General features: G+C 38.8%; 19 protein-coding genes and 1 pseudogene. 16 read left to right on the top strand and 4 right to left on the bottom strand.

Annotation, left to right across the window (positions count from 1 at the left end; translation table 11 throughout):
- Positions 1 to 11: 11 nt before the first annotated feature.
- Positions 12 to 1,493, top strand: coding sequence for a glutamate synthase subunit beta (locus tag EDD68_RS03725; protein ID WP_132370904.1), 1,482 nt, complete (start codon positions 12 to 14; stop codon positions 1,491 to 1,493).
- Positions 1,494 to 2,080: 587 nt separating this feature from the next.
- Here the strand turns inward: EDD68_RS03725 and EDD68_RS03720 are convergent.
- From EDD68_RS03720 to msrA, 3 genes are all read right to left on the bottom strand, one after another.
- Positions 2,081 to 2,560, bottom strand: coding sequence for a spore coat protein (locus EDD68_RS03720; protein WP_132370903.1), 480 nt, complete (start codon positions 2,558 to 2,560; stop codon positions 2,081 to 2,083).
- A 136-nt stretch (positions 2,561 to 2,696) separates the two neighbouring features.
- Complete coding sequence (locus tag EDD68_RS03715) at positions 2,697 to 2,963, bottom strand: hypothetical protein (RefSeq protein WP_132370902.1); 267 nt, start codon at positions 2,961 to 2,963, stop codon at positions 2,697 to 2,699.
- 32 nt (positions 2,964 to 2,995) lie between these two features.
- Complete coding sequence (msrA, locus tag EDD68_RS03710; RefSeq protein WP_132371094.1) at positions 2,996 to 3,526, bottom strand: peptide-methionine (S)-S-oxide reductase MsrA; 531 nt, start codon at positions 3,524 to 3,526, stop codon at positions 2,996 to 2,998.
- A gap of 263 nt (positions 3,527 to 3,789) precedes the next feature.
- Here msrA and EDD68_RS03705 point away from each other — a divergent pair, with 263 nt between their 5' ends.
- Entirely contained in the window at positions 3,790 to 4,395 is a 606-nt protein-coding gene (locus EDD68_RS03705) for an alpha/beta hydrolase (protein ID WP_132370901.1), read from the top strand.
- Between the two features lie 138 nt (positions 4,396 to 4,533).
- Here EDD68_RS03705 and EDD68_RS03700 read toward each other — a convergent pair whose 3' ends face one another.
- Positions 4,534 to 4,752: a spore germination protein gene (locus tag EDD68_RS03700; RefSeq protein ID WP_132370900.1), complete on the bottom strand. Its 219-nt coding sequence runs from the start codon at positions 4,750 to 4,752 to the stop codon at positions 4,534 to 4,536.
- A 509-nt stretch (positions 4,753 to 5,261) separates the two neighbouring features.
- Between EDD68_RS03700 and EDD68_RS03695 the strand changes: the two genes are divergently transcribed.
- The 14 genes and pseudogenes from EDD68_RS03695 to EDD68_RS03635 form a co-directional block, all read left to right on the top strand.
- Entirely contained in the window at positions 5,262 to 5,375 is a 114-nt protein-coding gene (locus tag EDD68_RS03695; RefSeq protein ID WP_132370899.1) for a YjcZ family sporulation protein, read from the top strand.
- A gap of 252 nt (positions 5,376 to 5,627) precedes the next feature.
- On the top strand, positions 5,628 to 5,738 hold the full coding sequence (locus EDD68_RS03690; RefSeq protein ID WP_132370898.1) for a YjcZ family sporulation protein: 111 nt from the start codon (positions 5,628 to 5,630) through the stop codon (positions 5,736 to 5,738).
- A gap of 40 nt (positions 5,739 to 5,778) precedes the next feature.
- Positions 5,779 to 5,895 (top strand): YjcZ family sporulation protein, encoded by a 117-nt coding sequence (locus EDD68_RS03685; RefSeq protein ID WP_132370897.1) that lies wholly within the window; start codon positions 5,779 to 5,781, stop codon positions 5,893 to 5,895.
- Positions 5,896 to 6,700: 805 nt separating this feature from the next.
- Complete coding sequence (locus EDD68_RS03680; protein ID WP_132370896.1) at positions 6,701 to 7,105, top strand: nucleotidyltransferase substrate binding protein; 405 nt, start codon at positions 6,701 to 6,703, stop codon at positions 7,103 to 7,105.
- 333 nt (positions 7,106 to 7,438) lie between these two features.
- Entirely contained in the window at positions 7,439 to 7,699 is a 261-nt protein-coding gene (locus EDD68_RS03675; protein WP_132370895.1) for a hypothetical protein, read from the top strand.
- A gap of 455 nt (positions 7,700 to 8,154) precedes the next feature.
- On the top strand, positions 8,155 to 8,934 hold the full coding sequence (locus EDD68_RS03670) for a class I SAM-dependent methyltransferase (RefSeq protein WP_165902050.1): 780 nt from the start codon (positions 8,155 to 8,157) through the stop codon (positions 8,932 to 8,934).
- Between the two features lie 269 nt (positions 8,935 to 9,203).
- Positions 9,204 to 9,575 carry an iron chaperone gene (locus tag EDD68_RS03665; protein ID WP_132370893.1) on the top strand — a complete coding sequence of 124 codons (372 nt, stop codon included), beginning with the start codon at positions 9,204 to 9,206 and terminating at the stop codon, positions 9,573 to 9,575.
- A gap of 1,009 nt (positions 9,576 to 10,584) precedes the next feature.
- Entirely contained in the window at positions 10,585 to 11,499 is a 915-nt protein-coding gene (locus tag EDD68_RS03660; RefSeq protein ID WP_132370892.1) for an NAD(P)-dependent alcohol dehydrogenase, read from the top strand.
- Positions 11,500 to 11,791: 292 nt separating this feature from the next.
- Positions 11,792 to 12,001 (top strand): hypothetical protein, encoded by a 210-nt coding sequence (locus EDD68_RS15500; protein ID WP_243646745.1) that lies wholly within the window; start codon positions 11,792 to 11,794, stop codon positions 11,999 to 12,001.
- A pseudogene (locus EDD68_RS03655) lies at positions 11,973 to 12,208 on the top strand (GNAT family N-acetyltransferase); the annotation flags it as partial. The gene EDD68_RS15500 and the pseudogene EDD68_RS03655, both read left to right, overlap by 29 nt.
- Before the next feature lie 55 nt (positions 12,209 to 12,263).
- Complete coding sequence (locus EDD68_RS03650; RefSeq protein WP_132370891.1) at positions 12,264 to 12,605, top strand: YobA family protein; 342 nt, start codon at positions 12,264 to 12,266, stop codon at positions 12,603 to 12,605.
- A 37-nt stretch (positions 12,606 to 12,642) separates the two neighbouring features.
- Positions 12,643 to 13,161, top strand: coding sequence for a hypothetical protein (locus tag EDD68_RS03645; protein ID WP_132370890.1), 519 nt, complete (start codon positions 12,643 to 12,645; stop codon positions 13,159 to 13,161).
- A 258-nt stretch (positions 13,162 to 13,419) separates the two neighbouring features.
- On the top strand, positions 13,420 to 14,637 hold the full coding sequence (locus tag EDD68_RS03640; protein WP_165902049.1) for an MFS transporter: 1,218 nt from the start codon (positions 13,420 to 13,422) through the stop codon (positions 14,635 to 14,637).
- Positions 14,638 to 14,817: 180 nt separating this feature from the next.
- On the top strand, positions 14,818 to 15,382 hold a 565-nt coding region (locus EDD68_RS03635), incomplete at its 3' end, for a hypothetical protein (protein ID WP_132370888.1).

The following is a 15,382-nucleotide window of genomic DNA, read 5'->3' as shown; positions in this document are numbered from 1 at the left end:
AGGGGGAGTATATGGGAAAAAAGACAGGATTTATGGATTATACCCGTGAAGAAGAACAGAAACGACATCCTCTGTCTCGTCTTGATGACTGGAAAGAATACAGTCAGCGCTTTTCTGAGGACACACTGAAGATACAGGGAGCCCGCTGCATGGACTGCGGGACCCCATTTTGTCATATGGGATTAGAATTAAACGGCTTAACATCAGGATGTCCGATCAACAACTTGATTCCTGAATGGAATGATCTCGTGTACAAAGGGCGCTGGAAAGAAGCGCTCGACCGGCTTTTATTAACGAACAATTTCCCGGAGTTTACAGGCAGAGTATGTCCAGCTCCTTGTGAAGGTTCGTGTACAGTCGCCATTTCTGAACCAGCTGTTGCGATTAAGGGAATTGAACGGGCCATCATTGATAAAGGATTTGAAGAAGGGTGGATCAAACCTCGTATTCCAGAACGGCGAACAGGTAAAAAAGTGGCGATTGTCGGAAGCGGTCCGGCCGGCCTTGCCTGTGCCGATCAGTTAAATCAAGCCGGACATTCGATTACCGTATATGAACGGGATGACCGTCCAGGTGGGCTTTTAATGTATGGCATTCCGAATATGAAACTGGAAAAAGACGTTGTGGATAGGAGAATCCAGCTACTAGAGGAAGAAGGGATCGAATTTGTTACCAATACCGAAGTAGGCAAAGATGTAGCTGCCGAACAACTTCAGGAAGTATATGATGCCGTTGTACTCTGTACGGGTGCCCAGAAACACAGGGATTTAAATATTGAAGGACGGGAACTCAAAGGCGTACATGATGCAATGGACTATCTAACTGGTACAACCAAAAGCTTACTGAACTCCGGTTTTGAAGACAGTGATTACATTGACACCGAGGGGAAACATGTCATTGTAATCGGCGGCGGTGATACTGGTGCAGACTGTGTCGCCACAGCCCTTCGCCAGAAATGCAAAAGTGTAGTTCAGTTCGGCAAACACCCTCAATTACCGGATCACAGGACAGAAAATAATCCATGGCCGCAGTACCCACTCGTATTTACCCTCGATTATGCTTATGAAGAAGCAGCTGCGAAATACGGAAAAGATATTCGGGAATACTGCATCCAGACAAAGAAAATCGTCGGGGATGAACAGGGGCGTGTCAAGGAGCTTCACACAATCCGAATGGAAAAAACGATTGATGCAAGCGGCAAAGCTGTCTTTCACGAATTGCCGGGAACCGAAAAAGTATGGCCGGTTGATTATGTATTTATCGCCATTGGATTTGAAGGAGCAGAACATCCCGTATTAGAAGCCTTTGGAGTGGAGACAAAAAACAATAAAATACATGCTCCTTATGGAACGTATACAACTAGTGTAGAAGGTGTTTTTGCCGCAGGAGATGCCCGCAGGGGGCAGAGCTTAATTGTCTGGGCCATTCATGAAGGGAGAGAGGCAGCAAGAGAAGTAGATCGCTATCTGATGGGTTCAACAGTCCTGCCTTAATGTTTTCCATGTTACTCCAGACATTGGGAAATATAAGTATAGGGACGATCTCATGACAATCATGCATGATGGGATCGTCCCTATTTCAGTATGTTCAAACCATACCAGGAACAGGGAAGATGAAGGAATTATTAAAGCCGACTGACTACAATGATTAGGGACTGAAAAGGGAACAAACTGAACGATATGGAAAGAGGAATGGATGACCGACCACTTCATGTCAGTTATAACTTGGTTTGTCCGTCATTAGATTGATGACGGACATTTCTGTATTTATTGTGTAGTGTTATGTCTTTCATGACATCGATGAGGGACATTATAAGAAAATTTGTAATGGTATTTGTCCCTCATAGCAACGATGACGGACATTTTTTACCTATGTTCCAAAAAGTTTGTCCGTGAAAAAGCTAGTGATGAACAGGTATATGAAGCTTTCATCATGATCATGTATGGATCTATTCTTGTCAGGGTATGGTATGTACCCAAAAGATCCGCAATAACTGAATATGGACATCTCCTGAGCAAATCAAAAGGAGCTGTTCAACAATTCTGAAACAGCTCCGATCTTATTAACATCCCGAGTTACCTTACATGGATAATGCTTTTTGGGCGAGCTGTACGTCATTCTGTAAAAGCTCCCGTAAATGATAAGATGGGTATAACCCATGATCATACATGTAACGGAATATTTCTCCATGTCCCTTAATAGCGTCGTTTAAATGTCTGGTCAGCATTTCGCGCAAATAGGGGGTAGCGGTTTCCGTCAAAGCAATTGCCGTATTTCTCACTTCCGCCTTTGAAAACGCAAGGAGATCTCCTGCATTAAAAGCCTGATCCACCCGATATTCACTTGAGTCACCAGGCTTCGGAGTAGCTGGATATAATTCCAGTAATTCTCTAAGGCCTGATTCCAGCACGTTTATTTTTCGCTGGTAAATCGAGCGCAGACGGTGATCAGTAATATGCTTGATTCCCTGTTTTAATTTCATTAAGCCAACGGATTTAAATGCAGTAAGTTCATGAATCTCTAACGTTTCATGCCAGGCAAGGGTTTTCTGTTTTTCCATTTCAATTGCTCCTTCATTTCGTTGTCAATAAAGTATATGACGAAGGAGAAATCATGGGTACATATCCATCGAAAAATAGGCGGTAATCTTGCATTCGTTACATATGCCGTTATTGCCTCGCCTACGAGAGAAAAGGCTACGGCTGTTGAGTCACAGGCATTTTCGTAATGACAACAGGGTCACTGAGATTGACATTAGGTAAATGCCGTGGTTCCGATGTGTTTTCCATATAATTAAGGTCCTTTGCCTCCTCAGGGAGGGGATCTTCGACAGAATCAAGCACAATCACTTTTTGTTCATAGATGTCTTCCTGAATATTATCCCATTTTGATCCGTGACCGATCGTATTGCAACCGGCAAGAAGCAATGTCGTGAGTACAATGGTCAATATCATGCGCTTCACACGGCAACACCTCCTTAAAAAAATCACTTTCTTCACATCCAGTGTTGTTCAATAAATTCGTCGCGCCCGGACTTTTCCCGGTCTTTTTTATATTTTTCCGGTTCTTTTTGATAAAACTTCTGATGGTAATCTTCTGCCGGATAAAATGTGGAGGCCGGCAAAATTTTCGTCACAATCGGCTGTTGAAACTTTCCGCTTGCCTCCAATTGTTGTTTCGACAGTTCCGCTTTTTCTTGTTGTTCTTCGGTATGGTAAAAAATCGCTGTCCGGTACTGGGGACCTCTGTCATGAAATTGACCTTCATCATCAGTAGGATCGATCTGGCGCCAGTAAATATCCAGCAGCTCTTCGTAGGAGAATACTTCAGGATCATATGTAATCTGAACCGCTTCATAGTGCCCGGTTGTTCCCGTTTTTACCTGATCGTATGTAGGATGTTCCACATGTCCTCCGGTATAGCCTGATACGACTCCATGAATGCCGTCCCACTGATCAAAGGGTTTCACCATGCACCAGAAACACCCACCTGCGAAAGTTGCTTTTTCTAATCCTTTTCTCGTCATTTCCATACCTCTCTCTGTCTCAAGTACTTTTTTTACAATCATATACTGATTCATGAAACAATTCAATCCAGATATATAACCCTTTTTCCTTGACCCGGATGGGAACGATTTGATACATCTAGTTATAATAAATATAAAACGTTTTTCCTTTTTCGTTCGAAAATTTCTCCAAATGACAGACTGGTATAGCCGGATGCCAAACGGATTGACCGAAGCAAAACTCAGAAACCAGAAGATAACCAACAATCATGGAGGTGATGATCATGAAACATATCTTTCAGCAAGGGAGTCATCCAGAAGCACCGACTTTGCTCCTTCTTCACGGAACAGGAGGGACGGAAGAAGATCTTCTTGCGGTTGGACGATTCATTTCAGAAGGTTCTTCCCTGTTGGGCGTCAGGGGAAATGTTCTGGAAAACGGAATGCCCCGCTTTTTTCGGCGCATCAGGGAAGGGGTGTTTGATGAGGAGGATCTCCTTTTTCGAACGAATGAACTTCATGGTTTTCTCAACGAAGCCGCTGACCAGTATGGGTTTGATCGAAACAATGTAGTCGCTGTCGGATATTCAAATGGAGCGAACATGGCGGCAAGTTTATTGTTCCACTATGAAAAAGCTTTAAAGGGAGCGGTACTCTTTCACCCGATGGTTCCTAGAAGGGGAATAGATCTGCCTGATTTATCAGGGGTGTTCGTTTTCATTGGGGCCGGCAAAAATGACCCCATCTGCGCACCGAAAGAATCAGAGGAGCTGGCAAAGCGGTTAGAATCTGCTCAAGCGACGGTGTCCACAAACTGGTATCATAATGGCCACCAGCTTACCGAGATGGAAGTACGTGACGCTTCCGAATGGTTCAAGCAAACATTTTAAACATAGAGGGATCATCTCCATCCGGTATGAGATGATCCTGTATTATGTCTGATGTAAATAAACAATCATCTTCCTTGCAAAGAGCCCTGCCTACTCTTCTAAACGAAAACGAATTGATAAATAAAACTATAGAAAAACCTAAACGTTTTCCCTGACAATGGAATCTACAACATCAGGATCAACGGCACTGATTGGTGACACACCGTTGTTATTTAAAATATATATTCCAGTGTTAAAAGCTCCAGATCCGGCTACAACCTTACTCGTATTCGTTGGAGATATATAGAATGCGTTCCCCGTTACAATCGTCCCTTCATTGCTATTAATATCAATACCAGGAGTAACATACGACCCCATAAATATCCCTCTCCTTCGTCCAATGTATAAGTATATTATGTTTGACAAGAGCAAGGGAGTTATTACAGATAACTATTCAAATCCAAATATCATCCATATGTCTATAACGAGGTATGTATATGTTTAAACATGTATTGTTATTCTTCATGCGGCAAAAATGCTAACGCTAAAAACCGCTCATTTGATGTCGTTTGAGCAGATAAACGAATAGTGATGTCATCCGGTATCAATATGTTTCCTGATCGTCTTATTCATGAGACAAACAGAAAATTTTTTTTTGGGAAAATATATACTGTTACTCCAAAATCGTTTTAAATGAGTATTAACTGTGTCATTTCTGATTTCGATTTGAAATTACATTCAAGAAAATGAATCATTATTGGTAATCAAAGAATGATAGTTCACTTAAGGTAATCGCATATTTCGTCAATATCTCCTATATGTGCCTTGTCCGTTTATAGAACAGAACATATCAATATAGCAGAATAGATTAAGGGAGGTGAACTGACATGAGTTATGGAGGATTTGGAGGCAACAGTAACAGTTTTATCCTGTTAGTCGTGTTGTTCGTATTGCTAATTATTGTGGGTAACAACTATCCGATTGGTTATGGCTACTGGTAAAGCCATTGGCTATGGCTATCAATAACAACCTGCCATGCATGCGTAGACACTCCCCATATAAGCAAAGAGGAACAGCATATCAATATCAATTGGCTCGAATCCGCCATATATCCTTCTTAATAGGTTCTCTGAGTAGACAGATAAACTGTATAAGTAATCCGCTCATTTTTCAGAAATATTTGATAATCGCCTTGTCCTCCAAAAATCAATCATCATATGGATATAGTAGAAAGATAAAAAGGGGGTGTGACAATGGGTTATGCAGGAGGCTACGGAGGCGACAGCTTTATTTTGCTGGTAGTGCTTTTCGTGCTTCTGGTTATTGTCGGTACTAACTATCCAATTGGCTATGGCTACTGGTAAAGTCATAGTTTAAAAAATCTGAAAAAGGAGTGAGGTATTCATGGGTTACGGCGGCGGTGGATCCTACGGTTCCAATAGCTTTATTTTGCTGGTAGTGCTTTTCGTACTTCTGATTATTGTCGGTAACAACTATCCAATTGGCTATGGCTATCAGTAAAACCCTGCCATTGCATGGGGAGACACTCCCCATGCAATAGCTAAAAAAGAGGCTACTTGATTAACAGGATGATGAGCACAACAATGAGTTAAACCGAATTCGCCATATCCAGTTCCATTTATAACTTTCACCTCCTTAATAGGTTATGAACGGGATGGGTACTTTGATTAGACAAATTACCTGATTTTTATTAGGCAGATGATGATTTCCATCATCTGCTTTTTTCTGTGCGATCAAATCAAACCCGGGAGAATTTTGGCCTAATGTCTATGCTGGAGACTTCCGTGTTCTTCCGCTCTGAATGAAAACGAAGCTGAAAAATTTCCGTGATGGCCAGCAAAAGCCCGGAAAGAAATGCCCCGAAAAATGTTACTTCTGTTCCATCCAAGAACATAGAAACAAAATAAACAATGAGTGTAAGGAGCTTAATTCATTTTTCATTTTTCACAGACTTTCCTGGAAAAGGTCGACAAGCACAACTTTTGCTCCAATTTTCTGCTGTCATCTTTCCAATCCCGCCTGTTCCGCCTGTAATGATAGCCCCTTTTCCCTCTAAACACCCCACAATATCACTCCTACTAACATTTATTAACTGCACTTATCGTTTTTGCTTTCAGTAAGAAAATTAAAACCGAATGGGGGAAACCCAGACAAAAGGTAATCTGCGTTGCCTGGTCAAAAACACCTTGATCACCCTATGAAACGTTCATGTTTATGGTAAAATATTCATGAAAAAGGAGAAATTTTTGATCCATAACATGCCCATGAACCGTTGAAGATCTGAGAACGTAAAAGGAGTGCTGACATGAGCAGTGATGCAGAAATTCGCTGGAAGCAGTTTCTTGAGAATTACGAAAAAGCACTTAAGGAATTAAACAAGCATAAAGACACGGTTTTTGAAAGTAATCTAGAAAAGGCTGGCTACATCCATTATTTCGAAATCGCACTGGAATTTGCCCATAAGGTGATGCTTGCTTATCTAGAGGCAAAAGGAAAGCCAGTTGAAGACCCCCGTGAGGCGGTTATGGAATTAGAGAAGCTTGGTATGGTTCAGAATAAACGCAGCTGGTTCAGGGCGCAGAACCGAAAAAAGTTGCCGCTATATTTACATAAAAACGAGAAATTATTCGATGAACTGATTCACGATATAAATGATACCTATTTGCCGGAGCTGGCGTTCTTATGGAGGAGGCTGTGTGAAATGAAATAGAAGAATCTTGTTTATAAAGAAATGGCTCGGGTTGCGTAAAAAATTTAAAAGGGCAATTGTATTGTCAAAAACATTGAAAAAAATTCCTTTTCAATTTTACCTGGTGTTTCTATTCCTGTTAGTCGTATCCATGGTATATGGTAATGTGTTTGATTTTTAACATACGGGTAAGATTCTTTTTATCAAGTATTAGAACGAAATTTTTGCAACGCGAGTAGGAATTTATATGATTCTGAGTACTCGCAGATTGTATAACCTGTGTATTGCCCTTATATGTAATATGGAAATACATGCATCTCTCAGTTTAAAGACTGAATGTAAGAGGGGGTTTTTATGAACTATCATTCGCATGTCTGGTCCGTTATCATCCATGGTGTTTTGGCAGTGATGTGGTATTGGTATAGCCATTTTATAATGAAATTCGTAGATACCTTAAATCAAGTCTGGGTAGTGGACACACTCGTTTTTTTGGGTAGTATCGCGTTGTTTGCCTTCCTCTATAAAAAATTTTTGCCAAAAAAGTATGAACTGTCTATCGGTTGGTTGGCGGGTTTTTTCCCCGTACTGGCCTTTATTATGTTTTTGATTTACTAGTAAATCGAATAGAATAAACCCGGGATCCAGTAATTTTCGGCAGTTAAATCCTTATAAATGGGTAAAAACAAACGCAATAGATGATGATTGGACATGAATGCTCATCAGATGTAACTGCTAAACTAAAGTGGACAATTTCCGCTAAATAAAAATGAACACTTTTCTGCTTAATTTTATGGAGGGAAGGCATTAGAAAATCTTGTTTAATGATCTTTCCCAGGAAAGCATCTGCTACATAAAACATATTTCCACTTTATCCTTCCTGAGGTGGGATAGTTGGATACACCCGGGTACTGGATGGCATCCTTGAAAAACCAGAAATCCTCCTTGTACGTAGTACCCACCGTTGAAACCATCGGGAATTGCCATCTTCCTTCATCCGCACAAGAATTTTGTACCTCCTAAGTTTAAAAAGAAATATCAATCACAGACTCTATTAGAAGGGAGTGGAAAGATTGACCCTTTATAATGATATTGGAAGGACTTACAATTCTACCCGGCATGCAGATTCCCGTATTACTCATAGACTTGTTCATGGAATTGGCATAAATCCTCCAGCAACCATATTAGATATCGGTGCCGGTACAGGAAATTACAGCTATCAGTTAGCGGACATGGGTTATCGTGTGGTTGCGCTGGAGCCTTCTCAGGTAATGAGAACACAAGGGAAGAAACATAAGAATATGACCTGGAAAGAGGGAGTGGCTGAAAGCATCCCATTGGAAGATCAGTCAGTAAATGGGATTATTTGTACCCTTGCCTCTCATCATTTTCGTAACTTATCCTCCAGTTTTAGTGAAATGGCCAGCGTATTAAAAGAGAAGGGAAAGGCAGTGATTTTTACGTTAGATCCAAGACTGTGCCCACATGATTGCTGGCTCCTGGATTATTTTGAACCCTTATTAAAAGATGCCTATACCATTCACCCGCCAGTCAAAGATTTAGTCAGACTGGCTGAAGAGAAGTTTGGTCGTACTGCAGAAATAAGTCCATTTCCTTTGCCTCATGATTTAGTTGATTTATTCTTCTTCGCCGGCTGGAAAAATCCAGAATTATACTTGAACGAATTCTTTCAGAAAGGAACTTCGCCACTTGCTAAGGGACAACAAGAGATGGTTTCTGAGTGTCTGAATCGGTTAAGGAACGATTTGGAAAATGGCAACTGGCACAAAAAATATGGAGAAATTATTCATTTAAATGAATATGATTGTGGCCATTTCTTTTTACTCGTTTAACTGAGTTTTAAAACCTATAACCTGTATGAAGATTAGAGGGACAAAGGAGAAATTATTCGATGAACTGATTCACGATATAAATGATACCTATTTGCCGGAGCTGGCGTTCTTCTGGAAGAGGCTGAATGAAAGGAAAATTAAACGATAGGGCATCAGGTAGGAAAGCCATCGCAAGTTATTCTGTCTGGACTGTTTCTGTAAGTGAAAGTAAAATGATAAAAAGGATCGCAAATATTTATGACTGCAAATGCATTATAGGGGGGAATCACATGGACGTTTTTAACGATTATATAGCGGAAATAGATCATCCTGAACATCGAACAAGAACGGAAGAAGTATTGAACTGGGTACGTGATCATTTTCCAAATTTAAAACCGGAATTGAAGTGGAATCAGCCTATGTTTACCGATCATGGGACTTTTATCATCGGCTTTAGTGTATCGAAAAAACACCTGGCTGTTGCCCCAGAACGGGCTGGAATTGTCCGTTTTTCTGATGAAATCGTGAAGGCTGGATATGATCACAGTAAGATGCTGATCCGTTTCCCGTGGGATCAACCGGTTGATTATTCACTGCTAAGAAAAATTATCGAGTTTAATATTAGGGATAAGGCTGACTGTACGACATTCTGGAGGAAATAGGAATCACTGATTATATTTTTTACATGCGAGTTCACTGGAATGCCAGCAACCAGCCTGGCATTTGGAAACCATCATACGATAGAGGAACAAGCAGGCGCGTTTCATTGTCTTCCTCAGGTAAAAATAACGAATATCGGGAATAGTTATATATTTTCTGATTTTTTGATAATCGTTTTTAAAAGGTACATGGACATACTTGGATGGAACATGTAGATGAAGTAGCTAGTAGATATTAGAGGAAATGTATTGGGTTACGTAAAAAAAAAGGGTGATACTATTGTCAAAAACATCTGCTCATTTTACCCTGGTATCTCTATTCCTTTTAGTAGTATCAATGGTATACGGTAATGTGACATTTGATTAATTTTCTAAATATAAAACTATAGGTAACATTCTTGTAATCAAACATTAAAGTTAAATTTTTTATGGAGCTTGTCAAAAAATGTTTATAAGACATGAATCCATTGTTGATTCGAAACTAAAACCCACTGTTTGATATAACCGACTTACCTTTTATTACATATTTTTGGTTCATAAAATTATGAAATCATTTAAAAGGGCGTTATCACTAAGGGGAAATTCCCTTTTAATGACTTCTCAAAAGCTGGAGTGTACACGTTAGGCTTTTTTCATTTTGGTAATTGTATTGATTTTTAGGGAAAACCTACCAACAATAGTTTTTAGTGCAAAAAGTTTAGAGGATGCCTTCTCTCCTTCAGACCCAGCCGGGTGAAATAAAAGAGGTTAAGCTGCATAAAGATAATATTGATCATTCATCACTCGTCCCGCACATGAAATCCCGCACACTGGATTATATGAACGCAAAACTTTCACCCCATATGAAACCTTAAAAGACATCTTTATAACCTGTTTGAGAGATAAGCTAAATTTAATAACGAAAAAAATATACTTTTTAATATTGGAAGACTAATAGAGGGCGTTGGTTCGTTGTATAAACAAGAATCTATTTTTAATTGTTGATAATAAAACTTACTGGGAGTGTATATGAATGAAAGCAGTTGTATGTACAAAATATGGGTCACCTAATGTTCTAAAATTAATGGAAGTTGAAAAACCATCACCTAACCCCAAGGAAATACTCATTAAGGTTTATGCCACTACGGTTACATCAGGGGATGTAAGGGTCAGAAAATTTGAAAGTCCAGTTTTATTGTGGATTCCTATGAGATTATTTCTAGGGATTAGAAAACCACGAAAACCTGTTCTTGGTGTGGAATTAGCTGGTGAAGTAGAAGCAGTTGGAAAGGATGTCCGCAGATTTAAAAAAGGAGACAAGGTTTTTGCTATGACGGGGATGAAATTTGGCGCCCATGCTGAATACATCTCCTTAGCTGAGGACAGTACCGTTGAGAAGATGCCTGACAACCTGTCATATGAGGAAGCAGCCGCTGTTCTATTTGGCGGGACTACAGCACTTCATTTTTTAAGAAAGGCAAATCTGAAAGAGGGTCAAAAAGTTCTGATTTATGGGGCGTCCGGTTCGGTTGGGACATCTGCAGTGCAGATTGCCAGACACTTTGGAGCAAAAGTCACAGGCGTATGCAGTGCAGTTAATTTTGATCTGGTAAAATCCCTGGGAGCCTCTCATGTCATTGACTATAGGACAGAGGAATTTACAGAACTGGAAGAACAATATGATGTGATTTTTGATGCAGTAGGAAAAATATCAAAAGCTAAATGCAAGAAAATATTAGCCTCAGATGGATCCTATGTTTCCGTTAAAGGACAGGGAGTAGCGAAAGTGTTAAATGAAGATTTACTGTTGCTTAAAGAGCTGATTGAAACGGGAAGATTCAAATCTGTTATAGACAAAACATACACTCTAGGGGAAATTGCTGAAGCTCACAGGTATGTTGAGCAGGGCCATAAGAAGGGAAATGTCGTGATTTCCGTTCGAAATTAAGTCTAAAATTAGAATTTGTGTTAAAACCATATTTTATTGATGATTCCTCTCTTTAAACTAGGGAAGCGCAGAAAGCCTCTAATCAGGGCTTAGCCATTCGTGCAGCGGGCTACCGGCCGACAGCTAAATAAATTTTAGTAAAGTCTCTTCAGCTGAAGAGGCTTTTTCATGTTATACGTAATCTCCTTTCAACTATAGAACCTATACAAAAAATGGATTTTATGTTTACATAATATTATCATTATTTAGAATCGTTATTTTTGAAGATACTTGAAAAAGGGTGTGCAAACCGATGTTTCAGTTTTTTGATAAAAATAATTTATATCCCTGGATCAATAAAAAACCATTATATGAAGCAATTAAGGAGCAAGTAGACCAGCATGGAAAAGTAGTGGATGACAAACTGCCTGACGATGAGGAATTCTGGTCAGACGAACCGGTTCGCTGGGGAGCAGGCGGCCTGGACAGTATGTTCGGAACTCGGGTACATGCTGCTTCCTGAGTATTGGGGGAAAGGATTTGGGAGCGAGATTGCAGATCTGTTAATTCAGAAAGCCAAAAAAACAGCGATAAACGGCTAACAGCAATCATCGACCCTAAAAACATTCCATCCAGAAAAATACTAATGAATAGAGGATTCCGTTCGGAAAAAGTATGCGAAATCGATGGCTTACCTGGAGAAATCCTGAGCAGGACATTATGTTCATAAATAAGATGTATTTACTTATGTTCTAATCTAACAGGGTGTTTGGGGGAGTGAAGAGATGAAGCGGTTAATGATATTACTCGGTGCAGCTATCATGGCTGTATTTGTATTTTTCACCTGGAATGAACCACCTGAAAGAGAGCCGTATATAGAGGGTTATATTGTTGAAGCAGGCTTTATGAGACAATTGGTTGTTCATGGAATAACTAATGAGCAGGCTGCAGATCTTTCACTTGATGATGTTCTCGAACTTGAGGGCATAGATGCGATCTGGGTTCGTAAGTTTAATTTTTTTCAATATAGAGAGGGACAAAAGGTAAGAGTCTGGGTTGATGGAGGTATTGAAGAATCCTTTCCAGCACAGGCGAAAGGGGATTATATAGAGGTAATTAGAGACTAACATTAAAAGGTTTTTAAATGACCAAAAGGTGGTTTTTATGAAGCTGTTCATCAGCGCATTTCTTTTTGTGGTTCTTTTGATTTCTTCTATGAGATTGACCGTGTTATGGGATATTTATGTTTATGTTGAAGTTTTCATTTTATTTATATTGGTGTTAATGAGTTTAGCAGTTACCCGTTTATTTTATGGATTTTTAGAAAATCAGGAATCTGGCTTTTTGCCGCCTAAAAGAAGGAATGGAGCTTTTGCAGTTTTTGTAATTATTGGGTCATGTATTTTCATGTATAATTATTGGGCTTCTAATAAAGCAATAACACTAACGGAGGCACTGGATATTGAAAAGCAGCCACTCATTTCCGTTCATGCTTATGTTAATCAAGGACCAGGACAATCAGTTGTTCTGAAGGATGAAGATTTTTTGGAAGAATTACATGAAGTTTTTGATAATTACAAAGTTAAAAAAGTAAAGTTTAAAGAATGGCAAACGAAAGAATCAAGAGACGGTATCGCTTTTAATGGTCAGAGACCGGATGATGGAAATGTTTTCTTTATTTAGAAGAGGATAGAGTACAAATTCATTCAAATTATTATGATGTCATAAACGATCCAATTCATATTAGTTATGTTGAATCATTAGTGGAACGGTATAGGAGGAACTAAAAGGTTTTACAGAAAGCTCAAAAACTATAGAGACAGAAGAATTTGAAGAAGGAAATCCCAAGCTTTGCTTTATATCATTCTTGAATTCTTACGATATTACTTTCTTAACAGACATTTATCCAATAAAACTATAATTGTTAGGAGAGGATTCCTGGTGTGGAAAAATCAAAATTTACTTATTCTTCTTGGAGGGTTATTTGTTGCCGAATTTGGTATCTGGTTTGGCGTGATCGGAACGCTGGAGTATTTGCAGCAACATGTTCATTCATTTTTTCTTCAATCTGTAATTTTGGTTTCCGGAATTTTCTTCAGTATAGTTATAGGTCCTTTTGCTGGAAAAGTGGTCGACCAAACATCCAAAAAAACTATTATATTTTTAGTATCAATCATGCGGATTATTGCGGTATGTGCCATGTTTATGGCAATTTGGCAAGAAAGTTATATGTGGGTATTTATGTACAGTATATTTATTGGAGGAGCAGCAGCCTTTTATTTTCCCGCTGTTCAATCTTCCATACCAAACGTTACACAACCGGAACACTTAGTAAAGGCAAATGCACTAAACTTTAACCTTGTCACATTAGCAAGAATATTTGGGGCTGTACTAGCCGGTGTTTTGCTAGTATATGTTTCTGTTACTACTTTGTTTATCATCGCGATTATTGCCTATTTCCTCTTACTAATGTCTACATTGTTTTTACGTATAGAGGAACCTTCCATAACCAGTAGTCATTCATCAGAACAAACAGGTCATAATATAAAACGGAATCGATCATTTTATGAAATTTTACCGGTCATGAATCGTCTCCCTATCATTAAGATGATTCTGATTTTAACAGTATTCCCATTTATTTTTATTGGCGGATTTAACCTAATGGTAATCAATATCAGTCAATTGCAAGATTCATCCTTGATGAAAGGATTGTTGTACGGAGCAGAAGGTTTATCCGTTTTTATTGCTGGTTTAACTGCGAGTCGACTCACGAAAGGTAAAAATTCCGTCCCATTATTATTGATATCGTGTCTCCTCATTGGTGTTGCTCAAATGTCCTTATTCTTAACAGAATGGAGATGGCTTCCTGTGGTTTCTTTTGCTCTATTCGGTTATGTTGTTGGTATTTTCATGCCCTTATCCAACACGGTATGCCAGGAAATAATACCAGACGAATATCTAGGAAGGTTTTTCTCTTTGAAAAGGATGCTGGAAAGCTTTGTTCAACAGGTTTCTTTATTATGTACAGGAGTATTGTTTGATTGGATAGGGTTTCATTTGACCGTTATATTTCTTGGTTTATTAACAATTGCAATTGTTAGTTTTCTATACATAAGACAGCTTTATAAACCGATTCATTATATGCATGAGACAAGGTAAGTCCGTATATAAGTGGCAGAAAAACCGTAAAAGAATTTTTTGACTGGATATACAATGATAAAGATATGTATATAGAACATATAATGCTTTTACTGGAAAAAAATAGATAATCTAAATTAAATTTGTAAAACGGACTAAGATAGATGGTATAAAACCGAATTGATGGGGGAGGTAATAATATTGTTTTTAAACTTTGATGGAATAAATACGGAAGCAAAAGAGATTGTTAAGAAGACTAGTTATATTTATTTCAAACACCTAGAAAAAGATTTAATTGGTATTATACTTCAAGGCTCCGCGTATAAGGGTGGGACAATAAGAAATTGTAGTGACATTGACTTTCAAGTGTTCGTAAATAATAGAGCACTGGACAATAATGGTTATTTGCACTATCAAATTTGTAAGGAAATACAAAAAGAAAAAGAGTTAAGTCGGATTAATATTTCACCATTTAGAAACATTCAGACAGATGTTTTCTCAAAAGAAACATTCCCGTCAGACTATTCCAAACCTATAGAAGGTACTTATAAAATAATTTATGGAAAAGTACCTATTCGAGAAGCTTCACAAGAAGAAATTTTCAATAGTGCGGTAAATACACTAAAGTCAATTGATTTAAACCCAAAATTTGTAACAAATGATTTATTAGAGGTTCTCCGCAACAAAATGTGCTTGATTCTTCCTCTATCGTATGATTGCTTTCAAATGCTAGGCTGGTTGCTGACATTCCATGCGAATACGCATA

Origin of the sequence: Melghiribacillus thermohalophilus (assembly GCF_004342905.1) — a bacterium.
Classification (GTDB): Bacteria; Bacillota; Bacilli; order Bacillales; family Alkalibacillaceae; genus Melghiribacillus; species Melghiribacillus thermohalophilus.
This window is presented reverse-complemented; position numbering and strand designations above follow the sequence as displayed.